The sequence below is a fragment of the Streptosporangium sp. NPDC006013 genome, assembly GCF_040614275.1.
Taxonomy (GTDB): Bacteria; Actinomycetota; Actinomycetes; order Streptosporangiales; family Streptosporangiaceae; genus Streptosporangium.
In genome coordinates this window covers 1-16029 of sequence record NZ_JBEXUE010000080.1, presented here as the reverse complement: position 1 = coordinate 16029, position 16029 = coordinate 1, and the positions used below count along the sequence as shown (strand labels likewise).

13 protein-coding genes and 1 pseudogene are annotated in these 16029 nt (G+C 69.5%); 5 read left to right on the top strand and 9 right to left on the bottom strand.

Translation table 11 applies throughout. The annotated features are described in order from the left end of the window. Positions 1-5: 5 nt before the first annotated feature. Positions 6-887: a carbohydrate ABC transporter permease gene (locus ABZ260_RS15150; RefSeq protein ID WP_355617083.1), complete on the bottom strand. Its 882-nt coding sequence runs from the start codon at positions 885-887 to the stop codon at positions 6-8. Beyond that, positions 884-1798 carry a sugar ABC transporter permease gene (locus tag ABZ260_RS15145; RefSeq protein ID WP_355551908.1) on the bottom strand — a complete coding sequence of 305 codons (915 nt, stop codon included), beginning with the start codon at positions 1796-1798 and terminating at the stop codon, positions 884-886. The genes ABZ260_RS15150 and ABZ260_RS15145 overlap by 4 nt, the downstream gene beginning before the upstream one ends. A gap of 257 nt (positions 1799-2055) precedes the next feature. On the opposite strand from ABZ260_RS15145, the gene ABZ260_RS15140 reads away from it, so the two are divergent. Together ABZ260_RS15140 and ABZ260_RS15135 are read left to right on the top strand one after the other, a co-directional pair. Continuing rightward, the gene (locus ABZ260_RS15140) at positions 2056-3039 is read left to right on the top strand and encodes a LacI family DNA-binding transcriptional regulator (protein ID WP_355617081.1); all 984 of its coding nucleotides are present in this window, start codon (positions 2056-2058) and stop codon (positions 3037-3039) included. Between the two features lie 29 nt (positions 3040-3068). Continuing rightward, the gene (locus ABZ260_RS15135; protein WP_355617079.1) at positions 3069-4022 is read left to right on the top strand and encodes an aldose epimerase family protein; all 954 of its coding nucleotides are present in this window, start codon (positions 3069-3071) and stop codon (positions 4020-4022) included. A 36-nt stretch (positions 4023-4058) separates the two neighbouring features. On the opposite strand, the gene ABZ260_RS15130 is transcribed toward ABZ260_RS15135, so the two are convergent. Continuing rightward, positions 4059-4703, bottom strand: coding sequence for a LysE family translocator (locus tag ABZ260_RS15130; RefSeq protein ID WP_355617077.1), 645 nt, complete (start codon positions 4701-4703; stop codon positions 4059-4061). Between the two features lie 92 nt (positions 4704-4795). After that, the gene (locus tag ABZ260_RS15125; protein ID WP_350921080.1) at positions 4796-5671 is read right to left on the bottom strand and encodes a LysR family transcriptional regulator; all 876 of its coding nucleotides are present in this window, start codon (positions 5669-5671) and stop codon (positions 4796-4798) included. Between the two features lie 75 nt (positions 5672-5746). Here ABZ260_RS15125 and ABZ260_RS15120 point away from each other — a divergent pair, with 75 nt between their 5' ends. After that, positions 5747-6271 (top strand): cysteine dioxygenase family protein, encoded by a 525-nt coding sequence (locus ABZ260_RS15120; RefSeq protein WP_350921082.1) that lies wholly within the window; start codon positions 5747-5749, stop codon positions 6269-6271. Positions 6272-6383: 112 nt separating this feature from the next. On the opposite strand, the gene ABZ260_RS15115 is transcribed toward ABZ260_RS15120, so the two are convergent. The 5 genes from ABZ260_RS15115 to ABZ260_RS15095 all read right to left on the bottom strand — a co-directional run bounded on the left by ABZ260_RS15115 (position 6384) and on the right by ABZ260_RS15095 (position 13065). Further along, complete coding sequence (locus ABZ260_RS15115; protein ID WP_355617074.1) at positions 6384-7130, bottom strand: PspA/IM30 family protein; 747 nt, start codon at positions 7128-7130, stop codon at positions 6384-6386. Positions 7131-7140: 10 nt separating this feature from the next. Next, positions 7141-7872: a hypothetical protein gene (locus ABZ260_RS15110; protein WP_355617072.1), complete on the bottom strand. Its 732-nt coding sequence runs from the start codon at positions 7870-7872 to the stop codon at positions 7141-7143. Beyond that, positions 7872-9695 (bottom strand): substrate-binding and VWA domain-containing protein, encoded by a 1824-nt coding sequence (locus ABZ260_RS15105; RefSeq protein ID WP_355617071.1) that lies wholly within the window; start codon positions 9693-9695, stop codon positions 7872-7874. Before ABZ260_RS15105 ends, ABZ260_RS15110 begins: the two co-directional genes overlap by 1 nt. Positions 9696-9825: 130 nt before the next feature. Beyond that, positions 9826-11619, bottom strand: coding sequence for a substrate-binding and VWA domain-containing protein (locus ABZ260_RS15100; RefSeq protein ID WP_355617069.1), 1794 nt, complete (start codon positions 11617-11619; stop codon positions 9826-9828). A 99-nt stretch (positions 11620-11718) separates the two neighbouring features. Further along, positions 11719-13065 carry a M20/M25/M40 family metallo-hydrolase gene (locus ABZ260_RS15095; RefSeq protein WP_355617067.1) on the bottom strand — a complete coding sequence of 449 codons (1347 nt, stop codon included), beginning with the start codon at positions 13063-13065 and terminating at the stop codon, positions 11719-11721. 296 nt (positions 13066-13361) lie between these two features. Between ABZ260_RS15095 and ABZ260_RS15090 the strand changes: the two genes are divergently transcribed. Together ABZ260_RS15090 and ald are read left to right on the top strand one after the other, a co-directional pair. After that, entirely contained in the window at positions 13362-14756 is a 1395-nt protein-coding gene (locus ABZ260_RS15090) for an aspartate aminotransferase family protein (protein ID WP_350956366.1), read from the top strand. A gap of 70 nt (positions 14757-14826) precedes the next feature. Continuing rightward, positions 14827-15936, top strand: a pseudogene (ald, locus tag ABZ260_RS15085) (alanine dehydrogenase); the annotation flags it as partial. Positions 15937-16029 lie beyond the last annotated feature (93 nt).

The window sequence follows — 16029 nt, the reverse complement described above, 5'->3', positions numbered from 1 at the left end:
GGGACTCATCCCTTCACCGCCCCGGCGGACATGCCCTGTACCAGATAGCGCTGGATCACCGCGAAGACCAGCACCACCGGTACGGCGGCGACGACGCCGCCCGCGGCCAGGGCGCCGAAGTCCACGCTGAACTCGCCCAGGGTGTACGCGAGGCCGACGGGCACCGTGAACTTCTCCTGCTCGCTGACGAACATCAGCGCGAACAGGAAGTTGTTCCAGCTGTGGATGAAGGCGAACGAGCCGACCGCGACCAGGGCGGGGCGCAGCAGCGGCAGCACCACGGCGAAGAAGCCGCGCAGCCGGCCGCAGCCGTCCACCCAGGCGGCCTGCTCCAGCTCCACCGGGACGTTCCTGATGAAGCCGCTGATCAGGATGAGGGAGAGCGGCAGCTGGAAGACCGTCTCGGCGATCACCAGGCTCCACAGCGAGTTGACCAGGCCGAGGACCCGGAAGATCTCGAAGAGCGGGATCAGCATCATCGCGCCGGGGATGAACTGGGTGCAGAGCATCCCGACCATGAACAGCTTCCGGCCGCGGAACTCGTACCTGGCCAGGGCGTAGCCGCCGGCCAGCGCGACCACGGTCGTCATGACCAGGGAGGCGACGCCCACCATCAGGCTGTTCTTGAAGAAGACCGCGAAGCTCAGGTCGTTCCAGACCGTCGCGAAGTTGTCGAACGTGATCGGCCAGGGCAGCAGCGAGGTCGATCCCCTGGGCCGGAACGCGAAGACCAGCATCCAGTAGAAGGGGACCAGTGTGAACAGCAGGTAGAGCCCGAGGGGGACCCAGATCTCCCACCGGCCGGCCTTCCCCTTCTCCTTGCGGCCGGTACGCGGCGCGAGCGCGGACGGGGCCAGGCGCGGCCGTTCGGCCGTCTGGAGTGTCATGACTTCGCTCCGAACTTGCTCAGCCGCAGGTAGGCGATCGAGAAGAAGGTCAGGATCAGGAAGGCGGCGGTGGTCAGCGCCGAGCCGTACCCGAAGTCGTGGGACTGCACGGCCTTGGCCGCCACGTACAGCGGCAGTGTGGTGGTCGCGTGCGCCGGGCCGCCGCCGGTCAGCGTGTAGAGCAGGTCGACGTTGTTGAACTCCCACACGCAGCGCAGCAGCGTGGACAGGATGATCGCGTCCTTGAGGTGCGGCAGCGTGATGTGGACGAACCGCCGCATCCGTGAGGCGCCGTCCACCGAGGCCGCCTCGTAGAGCTCTTTGGAGATGCTCTGCAGGTCGGCCAGGAGCAGGATCGCGAAGAACGGCACTCCGCGCCAGAGCTCGGCGAGCACGGCCGCCCAGAAGACGGTGTCGGGGTTGGCCAGCGGCGCGGCGCCGTACTGCATGAGGCCGAGGTCGGCGAGGTAGCGGGAGACGCCGGTCGTCGGGTTGTAGAGCAGGATCCAGATGCCGGTGGTCAGCACCCCGGAGACCGCCCACGGGGAGAACACGGTCGCCCGGGCCAGGCCGCGGCCGACGAAGGTCTCGTTCACGATCAGCGCCAGGACCAGCCCGAACACCAGTTGCAGGAACACCTCGACGCCGACCCACTTGAGGCTGAAGCCGAGGCTCTGCCAGAACAGCGGGTCCTCGAACAGCAGCCTGCGGAAGTTGTCGAGGCCGGCGAAGCCGTTGTCCCAGGGTTTGGTGACGTTGTAGGTCTGCAGGCTGTAGTAGACGACGCTGGCCATCGGGTAGACGAGGAAGCCGAGCATCGCGATCACCGCGGGGGCGATCAGCAGGTAGGGGGTCCTGGCCGCGCGGCCCAGGCGGCGGCGTATCCGGGGATTCGCCGTGGTGATTGCCATCGCCGGCAACTCCTTCCGAGTCGGCGTCAGGGGCTGCAACCGGTTGCATGAAACATGGCGGACATATCCCGGCAACGTCAAGGGCCCAATTTTGTAAACCGCCACTTATCTGCGGTTTTTTCGTTATTTGCAACTTTCATGGCCCCGAGTGCCCTGCTGCGGGGCTCGATCCCGATCCGGTTCCGGCGTTGACAGTTACGCAACCGCTTGCACTAATGTGCTCAGGGGCCGGTGAAGGGCCATGACGGAGGAGTGCGGTGGCAGCGACGATCAGAGATGTGGCGCGGGCGTCGGGAGTGCACGTCTCGACGGTGTCCCGCACTTTCTCGGCGCCGCACCTGGTGAACGCCGAGACCCGCAACCGCGTGCTCGCCGTCGCCGAGGACCTCGGCTACCGGCCCAACCGCGCCGCGCGGGCACTCACCACCGGCAGGACCCACAACATCGGCCTCATCGTCGCGGATATCTCCAACCCGTTCTTCCCGCCGCTGATCAAGGCCGCCCAGGCGCAGGCCAGAGCCCGCGACTACCACGTGTTCGTCGCCGACACCGATGAGGATCCGCAGGTCGAGGAGGAGCTGATCCAGACCCTCGCCAAGCAGGTGGACGGGGTCCTGCTCTGCAGCCCGCGGCTCTCCAACCGGGTCATAGAGCGTCTCCACGCCGAGGTGCCGTTCGTGGTGGTCAACCGGAGGGTGAAGGGCATGCCGACGATACTGATGGACGTGGGCCAGGGCGCCCGCCTCGCCGTCGAGCACCTGACCGGGCTCGGCCACCGCAGGATCGCCCTGCTGTCCGGGCCGAGCGGCTCGTGGACCAGCGGTGAGATGCGTGCCGCGGCGACCGCGATGGACGGCGTCGAGCTGGTGATCCTCGGCCCGAACGCGCCCACCGAGCGGGGCGGCCTCGCCGTCGCCGAGGAGGTGATCGCCTCGGGCGTGACCGGCGTGCTCGCCTACAACGACCTGGTGGCCATCGGGCTCATCGAGGGGCTGTACGAACGGGGCGTGCGCGTTCCCGATGACATCAGCGTGGTCGGCGTCGACGACATAGTGGCCGGGCGGCTGAACCGGCCCAAGCTGACCAGCGTGGCCATGCCCACGGCCGCCGCCGGGCGGATGGCGGTGGACCTGCTGCTGCAGTCCTTCGACGAGGGCGCCACCCCCACCCTGGCGACTCTCGACACCCACCTGGTCGTCCGCGAATCCACCGACCGTGCCGCGCTTTTCCCCCGGGGCTGAGGCCCCGGATCTCCACGCTGGAGGTTTTGATGAACTTCGGAATCACCCCGACGGGGGAGCACGTCGAGCGGCACGTGCTGTCGAACGGGCCGATGCGCGCCTCGATCCTCAGCTACGGGGCGATCCTGCAGTCGCTGGAGGTCCACGGCGTCGACGTGGTCCTCGGCTACACCGGTCTCGACGACTACCTGACGCGCAGCCGCTACTTCGGCGCCGTGGTCGGCCGGTACGGAAACCGCATCGCGAACGGGCGTTTCACCCTCGACGGCCGTGACCACGAACTGCCGGTCAACAACGACCCCAACAGCCTGCACGGCGGCCCCGGCGGCTTCTCCAACCGGGTGTGGCGGGTGACCGAGGTCTCCACCTCGGCCATCACGCTGGAATATGTCAGCCTCAACGGTGAGGAGGGCTATCCGGGCATGCTGACCGTCTCGCTCACCTACACGCTGACCGAGGACGCGCTGAGGCTGGACTACCGCGCGTTCACCGACGCGCCGACGGTGCTGAACCTGACCAACCACTCCTACTTCAACCTCGCCGGGGGCGGCGACATCCTCAAGCACGTGATCCGGATCGACGCCGACCGCTATCTCCCCGTCGACTCCACCAAGATTCCGACCGGTGAGCTGGCCCCGGTGGCGGGCACCCCGTTCGACTTCACGACCCCGCGGGAGATCGGCGACAGGATCGACGATCCGCTGCTGGGGGGCGGCTACGACCACTGCTACGTGCTGCGCGGTGGCATCGAGGTCGGCGAACCGGTCAGCGGGCGCGTCATGGAGGTCTCCACCACCGAGCCCGGCGTGCAGTTCTACTCCGGCAACATGCTGGACGGCATCGCCACCGCGTACGGCAGGCACGCCGGCCTCTGCCTGGAGACCCAGCACTTCCCCGACTCGCCCAACCAGGACCACTTCCCCTCCACGGTCCTGCGCCCCGGCGAGGAGTTCACCTCCACCACGACCTACCGCTTCCGCTGAGCCCGCGTCCCGCCCCCTGGAGGGCGGGACGCGGGCTCAGGCCTTTGCCGCGGCGCTCTCGCCGGTGAACGCGGCCACGGCGCCCAGGCCGAGGTAGACCAGGCCGCTGGTGACGTCGAGGCGGCGGCGGGCGCGGGCCGAGCGGCGCAGGCGACCGGCCATGGCCGAGGAGAGCAGGGCGTAGGCGCCGTCACTGGCCATGCCGAGGGCGATCCAGATCAGGCCGAGGAGCACGATCTGCGGGGCGATCGGGCCGGCGGCCGGATCGGTGAACTGGGGGAGGAAGGCGAGGAAGAAGATCGCGGTCTTCGGGTTGAGCACGTTGATCACGAAGCCCTCCCAGAAGATCCTGCTTCTCGTCGCGACCGGCGGCTCGGCCACCCCGTCCGGGTCGGGACGGGTCATCAGCTTGCGGACGCCCAGCCAGACCAGGTAGGCCGCGCCCAGATACTTGACCACCGCGAACGCGGTCGCCGAGGCGGCCAGCAGGGCGCTGATGCCCAGGGCTGCGGCGGCCACATGGACCAGGGAACCGAGGTGGATCCCCAGCACTGACACCAGCCCGGCGCTCCGGCCCTGGGCGATGCTGCGGGTCACGATATAGAGCACCGCGGGCCCCGGCACCAGCAGCAGGGCGAGGGTAGCCGCCACAAAGAGGGCGACCATTGTCAGATCGGGCATGTCGAGATCCTAGGCTCGCCCGATGCCCGGTGGCCAACGGGTTTCCGCCGGGTGCCGATGCCGCGGAGCCGGGCCCCGTCAGGTCGGTTTCCCTACGGGCGGGTCACCGAGGTCAGGGTGGCCAGCAGGGCGGCGGTGGCCGGCGGGTCGGGGGGCTCGCCGTAGGTGGCGGCGTAGACGCGGCGGGTCGAGCCGGGCAGTTCGATCACGGTGACCCCCGGGTGCCGGTGGGCCTGCAGGGCGAGCCTCGGCAGGGCGGTCACCCCGATCCCGGCGGCGACCAGGGCCTGGACCGCGACGGCGTCGTCGGTCGTGAAGGCGATCTCCGGCTCGAAGCCCGCCCTGGCGCACAGTTCCAGCAGGTGGCTGCGGCACCGGTCGCAGCCGCCGATCCACCGGGAGTCGCGGTGCGAGGCCAGATCGCCACTGCCGTCGCTCTGGCCGGAGGTGACCAGGTAGCTGGTGTCGTCCAGCAGGTGCAGCAGGCGGATCCCGTCCTCCTCGGGGTCGGTGCCTTCGAAGCGGAAGATGACCGCCACGTCCACGTAGCCCGCCCGGAGCATGCGCAGCGCGTCAGGAGGCTCGGTCTCGGTCAGTCGCAGCTCCAGACCGGGGTGCTCCCTGGCGAGGGCGGCGGCGGCCTGCGGCACGAACGTGCCCAGGGCGGAGGGGAAGGCGGCCAGCCTGACCCGCCCGGCGCGCAGGCCCACGTGCGCCGACAACTCGGCGGCCGCGGAGTCGAGGCGGCCGATGATCTCGGTGGCCCGCTCGGCCAGCAGACGGCCCGCCTCGGTCAGCCGGATGCCCCGGCCGACCCGCTGGATCAGCTTGGCCCCGGTCTCGGCTTCGAGCTTCGCGAGGTGGTGGCTGACCGAGGGCTGGGAGTAGTGCAGTTCCCTGGCCGCCGCGGTCACCGAGCCGTGCCGGGCCACCGCGGCGAGGACACGAAGCCGCACGATATCGAGCATGTATCAACTTTATCGATGAATGAACGGGAAAATGGGCATTAGACGTTATGTATCCCCCAAGCGCATCCTGGGGCCATGAAGACGTTGACGCGCACCCGTCCGGGCCTGGCCGAGATCGTCGAGGGGGTCAGGGCACTCGTCGACCCGTCCGCCGACCCCCGGGCGACCGCCTTCGCGGTGGCCGACCTGCTGCGTGAACGGCTGCCGTCCCCCGAGATTCTCACCGAGGAGGAGCGTCTCGGCGACCCCGACGGCTACGTCGGCCACACCCTCCACGCCGAGGAGAGCTTCTCGATCGTGGCCGTGGTCTGGCGGCCCGGTCAGCAGACCGCGATCCACGACCACATCGCCTGGTGCGTGTTCGGCGTGCTGCGGGGTGTCGAGTACGAGACCCTCTACCGCGACCACGGCGACCACCTGACCGAGATCGGCAGGACCGCCAACCGGACCGGAGAGGTCAGCGGTTTCGCCCCGCCCGGCGACATCCACCGCGTCCACAACACGGGAGACGAGACGGCCATCTCGCTGCACATCTACGGGGCCGACCTCAGCGCCGCCCCCACCAGCGTGCGGCGCGTCTACGACCTGCCCGTTCGCTGAACCACGCCGGGAGCAGGTCCGCGATCGTGACTCCGCCGAGCGGGCACCCCCGCCCTGATCGTACGTTCGTCGCGAGGCCGGTCCGGCGAGAGCCGTCACCTGGGAGTGTCGCCTACTTCCCGATCTCGGGCTTCCTGTCGGTGTTCAGGCTCTCCCTGATGGCCTCCAGGCGGGCCGCGCCCTCGACGTCGATGGCGGCGCGCTCGACCTCGATCATGCGGGCCTCGACGGAGCCTGAGGTCAGCTCGGCCTCGCCGAGTGCACGGGCGTAGCGCTTCTCGATCTTGTCGCGGACCTGGTCCAGGGTGGGCGTCTCACCGGCGGGGGTGAGCCCGGACAGATCCCCCATGGCCTTGTTGAGCTCCTCCTGGACCTTGGCCTGGTCGAGCTGGGAGAGCAGCCGCATCCGCTCGGCGATCTTCTTCTGCAGGGCCATCGCGTTGTTCTCGACCGCGGCGCGCGCCTGGGCGGAGAACTGCCTGGCCCGCTCGTACGTCAGCTGCGACTCCTGCTGCGCGGCCTCGGCCGCCACCAGGCGGGAGGCGAAGGCGCGGGCCGAGTCCTCGTACGACAGGGCCTTACGCTCGTCGCCCGCGGCCCGCGTCTGTTCGGCCAGCAGGAGGGCCTGGCGGGCGTTGGCCTGGAGCTTCCCGGTCTCCTCCATCGAGCGGGCGAGCTTCATCTCCATCTCGCGCTCGTTGCCGATGACCGCGGCGGCCTGCTGGCTCAGCCGCTGGTGCTGCTCCTTGGCCTCCGCGATGGCCTGCTCGATCTGGACGCGGGGGTCGGACAGCTCGTCCAGCCGTCCGGAGAGGGCGAAGACCAGGTAACGCCAGGCCCTACGGATGACCTTGAACATGGGGGGCTCCTTATCGATCCAGCGCGTCGCGCGTGATCTGCTCGGTTTCGTGGAGGCCCTGGCGGACTCCTTCGAGGGCGTCGGCGAGCTCGTCCAGCACCCGGGTCGGCTCCAGCCGGCCGTTCGCCGACACCGCCGACAGCTCCACCACGCGGGCGAGGAGCTCCTCGATGCTGATGGCGCTCGACTCCATCCGGGCGAGCACCTGCTCGCGGGCCGAGGCGAGCCGGTCGACCACGGCCCGCTGGGAGGCCAGCGAGGCGAGGGCGCGGTCGAGGTCCGCGACCAGGTCCTTCCTGGCCTCCGCGCGGGCTCGGGTCAGCCGGGCCTGCTCGTGGCCGAGCTTGTCGAGATCGAACCTGGCCAGCGCGGTGCCGGTGAGCGAGGCCTGCTCGGCCAGCCGCTCCAGGGTGGCCGTCGAGTCGTCCACCTGGGGGCGCATCAGCGCGATCCGCTCGGCCAGCGGGCCCTGCCCTATCGAGGCGCTCAGCTCGGCGAAGCCGTAGGCGGCGGATCCCGCCCGTCTCAGCCAGTACTCCTCCTGGCTGCCGGGGGTGACGGCGGGCCGGTCGCGGCTCCCGCGCTCGGGTAACGCCGAGATCCCGGCCTTGGCCAGCCAGACGACGACGCCGACGAATCCGGCGGCGACCGGGTGCACGCTGACGGCCCACGCGGCGCCGCCGGCGGTCGCGGCCAGCAGCAGGCCCCATGGGTCCTTGAGTTCGTCGACGAAGCGTGCCATCAGAAGTTGGATACCACTGCGGTGAACACCTGGTCGATACTTCCAGGTTTGCGAGAGTCGTACGCGGCGGCGCTGGTCGCCTCGGAGATCTTGCGCAGCACGTCGAGGTCGGCGTCCTGGCCGTAGGCGATGGTGAACATCCGTACCGTCTCCTGGCCGGGTTCGGTGCGCAGTTCAGGCAGCAGGTTCTCCAGGGAGAGGCTGTCGGGGTCCTCGTTCTTGCCGTCGGTCAGGAAGACCACCGCGTTGATCGCGTCACCGCTCCGCAGCTTCCGTACCTTCTCGTGGGCGGCGAGGGCGGTGTCGTACAGGCCGGTGCCGCCGTCGGGGGTCAGGCCCTCAAGCCTGGCGCGCAGCTTCTTGCGCTGGGCGTCGTCGACGGCGGAGAGCGAGGCCAGCTCCAGGTGGTCCTTGTCGCCGTCACGCTTGGTGGAGAACATCCACAGCCCGACCTTGTCGTGCGAGGCGAACTGGGGCAGCGCGTTGATCGCGGCCTGCTTGGCCAGGTCGAGCTTGCTCTTGCCGGTGCCGGGCACCGTGGCGCCCATCGAGCCGGAGACGTCGATGACCATGAGGACGTTCGCGGGCTTGCGCAGGTCGGCCCAGCTGGTGAGCACCTTGTCGAGCACGTTCGGCGCGGGCGGGCTGAGGGTCGTCTTCGGCTCGGCGGGCAGCAGCCCGTTCGCCTGGGTGATCAGCTTGCCCGCCTTGCCGTCGTAGGAGCGGAAGGCGAACTCGGCGAACCGCGCCTGCTGCTCGGGGGCCTGCAGGTGCGCCAGGAAGTCGGCCGCCACCGCCCGCTTGGCGTCGTCGACCCACGGGGCGGTCAGCACCGTGTACGGGTTGTCGGAGTAGAGCGTGCCCTCCTTGGGATAGATCGCCACCAGCGGCACCTTGGGCTTGGCGTGCTTGCCCAGCGTCGCGGGGTCACCGGTCGGGTTGCCCTGGTTGTAGTCCCAGACCGACTTCTCCTCCACCGCCACCGCGGAGATGTAGCTCAGGCCCGCGCCCGCGTCGTCGGCCCGCTGGAGATTGGACAGGAACGTCAGCGTCGTGTCGCCGTAGTGCACGATCGAACGCTCCACGTCCCGTACGAAGTCCCTGGTCTTGGCGTCGGCCACGTTCTTCTCCGACAGGTCGCCGGACAGGCCGGTCGCCGCGAAGTAGGCGCCGACCGTGGCGTTCAGGCCGCTGGTGGAGAAGTTGGGGTTGGTCTTGCCCAGCTTGAACCGGCCCCACTCGGGGTGGCCGTACTTCGCCCACGACCCGGCCGACACGGCGAGCAGGTCCGACCAGCCGAGCTTCTTGTCCGGCCAGCCCAGCGCCTGGGCCATCGGCATGGGCATCGCCACGACCAGGGGCGTCTTGGCGATCGACGGGTTCTCGGCGGCGACCAGGGAGCCGGCGTCCTTTCCCGCGACGCGCTGCTGGAGCAGGGTGACCCAGCCGCTGCTGGCGGGCGACCACACGTCGGGGCGGGGGCCGTCCTGCCGCTCGTCCCAGCCCCTGGCCAGGGCCTGTAGCGCGCCGCCGCTCGCCTTGGTCTCGATGACGACGTCGGCGCAGCGCCCTTCCACGGTCCTGCCGCTGTAGCCGGAGGCGATCTTCCTGAGCAGTTCGGCCTTCTCCGACGAGGCGGCGACGGTCAGGGTGACGCCGTCGTCGCACGCCTTGGGCTGCTCGCCGGCCTCCGACGCGCCCGACCCTCCGGGTTCGTCAGCGCCGACGAAGATCCGCAGGGCGACGATCAGAGCTCCGGCGAGAATGATCGCGACGATGAACGGAGCGAAGTTCCTACGCCGTCGCTGCGGCTGCTGGTACAACCCTGCCTCCCGGGGGATGTCGGTACTTGTCCGACGAATGAACCGCCTTCGGAGTTCTCCACAGTCAAAAGTCTTCGTTCTCCATGCCCAGAGGTCTCCACGCTCAGAGGTCTTCGAGAAGTCGTAGCGGTCAGAAGTTGGAGATCACGCTGGTGAAGACCTGGTCGATGGTGTCCGCCCGGGACGAGTCGTAGGCGGCCCCGTCGGTGGCCTCGGCGATCCGCTTGAGCACCCCCTGGTCCGCGCCCTCGCCGTATCCGATGGTGAACAGCCGCACCTCCGGGTTGAGCCTGCCGAGCAGGTTGTCCAGATCACTGCCGCCGTTCTTCTCGTTCTTGCCGTCGGTGAGGAAGACCACCGCATTGATCGCCCCCTCGTCCTTGGCACCGCGCATCCGTTCGACGGCCGCCAGCGTGGTGTCGTACAGCCCGGTCCCACCCCCGGCGGTCAGCCCGTTCAACTGGTCGCGGAGAGCGCCACCGATCCTCGACACCCTGTCGATCGGGACCAGCTCCAGATAGTCCTTCTCGCCGTCCTGCGCGGTGGAGAAGGCCCACAGGCCGACCTTGTCATCCCCCCGGAACTGGGGCAGCGCGTTGATCGCCGCCTTCTTGGCCAGTTCCAGGCGGGTCTCGCCGGTGCCGGACGCCTCCTCCTCCATCGAGCCGGACTTGTCCACCACGATCAGCACGTTGGCCCTCTTGCGCAGCTCCGACCAGCTCTGCAGGACCTTGTCCAGGACGACAGGGGTGGGTGGGCTCAGCGTGGTGATCTTGGCGTCGGGGATGACGCCGTTCTGCTCGGTGGCCTGCGGGCCGGGCTTGCCCTCGAAGGAGCGGTAGCCGTACGCCTGGAACTTCGCCTGCGCCTCGGGGCTGTGCAGGTAGGTCAAAAAGTCGTCGGCGACCGCCTTCTTGGCCGCGTCCATCCAGGTCAGCGGCACGTAGGGGTGGTCGGAGTAGAGCGTGCCCTCCTTGGGGTTGACCGCTACCAGCGGGGTGCGCGGCGGGGCGTGCCGGCCCAGGGTGGCCGGGTTGCCCGAGGGGTTGCCCCGGTTGTAGTCGGTGACCGAGTTCTCCTCGACGGTGATCGCGGAGATGTAGGCCATCGACTCGCCCCGGTCGTCCGCGCGCAGCAGGTTGCCCAGGAACGTCATGGAGATGTCGCCGTAGTGCACGATCGACTGCTCCACCCCCTGGACGAAGCGCCGGGTCTTCGGGTCGGCCACATCACGGGCCGTCAGGTCCGAGGTGGTGCCGGTGGCGGCGAAGTAGGCGCCGATGGTGGCGTTCAGGCCGCTGGTGGAGAAGTTGGGGTTGGTCTTGCCCAGCTTGAACCGGCCCCACTCGGGGTGGCCGTACTTCGCCCACCCCTGCGGGGCGGCCGCCAGCTCGGCCAGCTCCGACCAGCCGATCGCCTTGCCGGGCCAGCCCAGCGCCTGGGCCATCGGCTTGGGCATCGCGAAGACCAGGGGCGCGGTGACGATCGGGCTCGGTTTGCCGTCGGCGACGGGTACGGTGCCGTCGGTGTTGGAGGCCTGCTGGCGCAGCAGCGTCACCCACGCCGACGCGGCGGGGGACCAGACGTCCGGCCGGCTGCCGTCGGTCTTCTCGTCCCACCCCTTGGCCAGCGCCCGCATCGCGGTGCCGGAGTTGGCCTCGTCGATGACCACGTCGGCGCAGCGCCCGGCCACGGTACGGCCGCTGTAGTCCTTCGCGACCTCGCGCAGGATCCAGATCTTGTCCTGCGAGGACGCCACCCTGATCTGCGTCGACTCACCGGAACAGGCGCTGGGCCCGTTCGGCTCGTCCCCCGGGCCACCGCTGAAGTACCAGCGCAGTCCGGCGATCAGAGCGATGGCGAGCACCACGGCGAGCAGGTACGGCAGGACACGCCGGCGGGGTCTTGCGGGGGAGTAGACCACGAGGTGATCGTACGACCAATGGCGATTTTTCGCCGGACGGGGGCGCTACCGGAAAGCACCGGGTCCCCGGCACGCACCCGTGCCGGGGTCTTCGGGCGATCAGGCCGTCGCGGAGCCGTACTCCTGGAGGAAGAGCGCCTCGGCGGTGGCGGTGCGGCGGAGTTCCTCGATGTTCACCCGCTCGTTGGGGGCGTGGATCGCCGCGTCGTCGTCCTCGGCGCCGAAGAGCAGGATCGCGGCGGCGGGGAACTGCCTGGCGAAGGTGGAGACGAGCGGGATCGAGCCACCGGCGCCGACGTCGCGCGGCGGGCGGCCGAAGGCGCGTTCCATGGCCCGGTTCAGTGCGGAGCGGGCCGCGCCACCGGTGTCGGCGAGGTAGCCGGAGCCCATGGTGTAGTCGCCGACGTCCACCTGGACGCCCCAGGGCGCGACCTGCCGCAGGAAGTCGACGACCGCCTCGATCGTCGTCTTCGGGTCGCCGGCCGGGGGCACCCGTACCGTCACCCGGGCCCTGGCGACAGCCTGGACCGCGTTGACGGCGCCGGAGACCCGCGGCACGTCCAGGCCGGTGACCGTGATCGCGTACGAGGCCCACAGGCGGTCGGCCAGCGAGCCCGAGCCGATGGTGGAGACACCGTCGAGCACACCCGCGGTGGACCGGAAGTCCTCCTCCGACGGGCCGGAGCCGAGGAAGCTGCCGCGTGGCAGGCCGGGGACGCGGATGTCGCCGTGGTCGTCGTGCAGGGCGGCGAGCATCCGGATCAGTGCCGCGAGGGCATCCGGGGCGGCGCCGCCGAACGAGCCGCTGTGCAACGACTCCTTGAGGGTGCGCACCTCGATGGTGAAGGCGCCCATACCGCGCAGCGAGGTCGTCACCGACGGATCGCCCACCCGGGGGTTACCGGTGTCGGCGACCACGATCGCGTCGGCGCGGAACAGTTCGGGGTTGCGCTCGACGAAGGACTCCAGGCGCTCGCCGGCGTACTCCTCCTGGCCCTCGATGATGACCTTGACGCCGACCGGGAAGCGGCCCTGGAAGGTGCGGAGCGCCGCGACATGGGAGATGACACCCGACTTGTCATCGGCCGCGCCGCGACCGTGGATCGCGCCGTCGATCTCCGTCGGCTCGAAGGGCGGGGTGCGCCAGAGCGCGAGGTCACCCGTGGGCTGCACGTCGTAGTGCGCGTACAACAGGACGGTCGGCGCGCCGGGCGGAGCGGGGGCCTCGGCGTAGACGGCGGGGAAGCTCCCCTCGACGGGGATCTGCTGGACGCGGGGCAGGCCGGTGCTCCGCAGTAGTTCCTCGGTCAGCGCGGCGGCCGCGTGCACGGGCTCCTCCGGGTGGCCGGGGAAGGCCACGGAGGGGATGGCGACGAGCCTCTTGAGGTCCGCGATCGCCTGGGGCAGGCCGGCGGTGACGGCGTTCTCGATCTCGTCAGGAGTCACGACTTTCCCTCGCATCTGAATATCTGGTCCGTCCTACCTATTGGATCACAGCCGCCGACGCGGAGGCGCTCGCACGTGGCGTCGGCGCGCCAGGGTTCCGCCAAGTGGAACAGGGGGTTGGGTAAGATTCGGGCGCCGTTGTCAGCCACCATCGCCCGATGACGGATTTCGTCGTTGTTGCATATATGTTTTGCGGATTTCGACGCTCCAAACACTTCAATACCACGTTTTCACTTGGCAAGAGCGGTTCTGGCAGGCAGACTGTTGAGAGCTCAGCTAAACGAGGGAAGATCGTGATGAAGCACCCTGAAAACACCGACGTGACCTCACTCATGAAGGCCGCGCAGGACAACCTGTGGATGCACTTCACCCGGCACAGCTCGTATGAGGGCGCCGAGGTGCCGATGATCGTGAGGGGTGAGGGCTCCTACATCTACGACGTGCACGGCAAGCGCTACCTCGACGGCCTCGCCGGGCTCTTCGTGGTCCAGGCGGGACACGGCCGCAGTGAGCTGGCCGAGGCCGCCGCCAAGCAGGCCCAGGAGCTGGCGTTCTTCCCGCTCTGGTCGTACGCGCACCCCAAGGCGGTCGAGCTGGCCCAGCGCCTCGCCGCCGAGACCCCCGGCGACCTCAACCGGGTCTTCTTCACCACCGGCGGCGGCGAGGCCGTCGAGAGCGCGTGGAAGCTCGCCAAGCAGTACTTCAAGCTGACCGGCAAGCCGCTCAAGCACAAGGTCATCAGCCGCCAGATCGCCTACCACGGCACCCCGCAGGGCGCCCTGTCGATCACCGGCATCCCCGCCTTCAAGCAGATGTTCGAGCCGCTGGTCCCCGGCTCGGTCCGGGTGCCCAACACCAACCACTACCGCGCCGACGAGATCACCGGCGTGCCCGGCATGACACCGGAGCAGTACGGCTACTGGGCCGCCGAGCGCGTCGCCCGCGCCATCGAGATGGAGGGCCCCGACACCGTGGCCGCCGTCTTTGTCGAGCCGGTGCAGAACGCCGGCGGCTGCTTCCCGCCGCCGCCCGGATACTTCCAGCGCCTCCGTGAGATCTGCGACGAGTACGACGTCCTGCTCGTCTCGGACGAGGTCATCTGTGCCTTCGGCCGGCTCGGCACCATGTTCGGCGGGCAGAAGTTCGACTACGTCCCCGACATCATCACCTGTGCCAAGGGCATGACCAGCGGTTACTCGCCGATCGGCGCCATGATCGCCTCCGATCGCCTCTTCGAGCCGTTCAAGAACGGCACCGAGATGTTCGCCCACGGCTACACCTTCGGCGGCCACCCGGTCTCCTCGGCCGTCGCGCTGGCCAACCTCGACCTGTTCGAGCGGGAGGACCTGCTCGGTCATGTCACCCGCAACGAGCCGGTCTTCCGCTCCACCCTGGAGCGCCTCCGCGACCTGCCGATCGTCGGCGACGTGCGCGGCTCCGGCTACTTCTGGGGCGTCGAGCTCGTCAAGGACAAGGCCACCAAGGAGACCTTCAACACCGAGGAGTCGGAACGTCTCATCAGGGGCTTCCTCTCCGGCGCCCTGTACGAGGCGGGCCTTTACTGCCGCGCCGACGACCGGGGCGACCCGGTCATCCAGCTCGCCCCGCCGCTCATCTGCGGCCCCAAGGAGTTCGACGAGATCGAGTCCATCCTCCGCTCGGTGCTGACGGAGGCGTGGAGCCGGCTCTGAGCGCGAGCGGCCGCGCACGGTTCACCGAGGCCCACCGCGACATCCCGTTGAAACCCCGAAAGGAACTCCCATGAGGATCGGCGTACCTGCCGAGGTCAAGAACCATGAGTACCGTGTCGCCGCGACCCCGGCAGGTGTGTACGAGCTTGTCCGGCACGGCCACGACGTCTACGTTCAGCGTGGCGCGGGCGTCGGCTCGCACCTCGGTGACGAGGAGTATCGCTCCGCCGGAGCCAAGATCCTGGACGCCGCCGACGAGGTGTGGGGTCAGGCGGAGATGATCCTCAAGGTGAAGGAGCCCATCGCGGAGGAGTACCACCGCATGCGCCCCGGCCAGGTGCTCTTCACCTACCTGCACCTCGCGGCCGGCCGCGAGTGCGCCGACGCCCTGCTGGAGCGGCAGGTCACCGCCATCGCGTACGAGACGGTCCAGGTCGGCAACACCCTGCCGCTGCTCGCCCCGATGTCCGAGGTCGCGGGCCGCCTGGCCCCGCAGGTCGGCGCCTACAACCTGATGCGGTTCAACGGCGGGCGCGGCGTGCTGCCCGGTGGCGTGCCGGGCGTGGCACCCGCCAAGGTCGTCGTCATCGGCGCCGGCGTGGCCGGGCTCAACGCCGCGCAGATCGCGGTCGGCATGGGGGCGGACGTCACGGTCCTCGACCTCAACATCGACCGCCTGCGCTTCGTCGACGCCATCTACCAGGGCCGTCTCAAGACCCTCGTCTCGACCTCGTACGCGATCGAGAAGGAGGTCCTGGCGGCCGACCTGGTCATCGGGGCCGTGCTGATCCCCGGTGCCAAGGCCCCGACCCTCGTTTCCAACGAGCTTGTCTCCTCCATGAGGCCGGGCTCCGTGCTCGTCGACATCGCCATCGACCAGGGCGGCTGCTTCGAGGACTCCCGGCCGACCACGCACGCCGAGCCGACCTACCGGGTCCACGACTCGGTCTTCTACTGCGTGGCCAACATGCCGGGCTCGGTCGCCAACACCTCCACCTACGCGTTGACCAACGCCACGTTGCCCTACGCGGTCAAGCTGGCCGGCCTCGGCTGGAAGGACGCGCTCAAGCAGGACGCCCCCCTCGCGCTGGGCCTCAACACCCACGCGGGGCGGCTCACCAACGAGCAGGTCGCCATCGCCCTCGACCTGCCCTACGCGCCGGTCTCCGAGGTCATCGCCGCCGCCGCCCTGATCATCTCCGGCGTCCTCTACGCGAGCACCCGAGCCCGTACGACCGCCGCGCGAGTCCGCCCCCGCCCTCACGACCAGAAG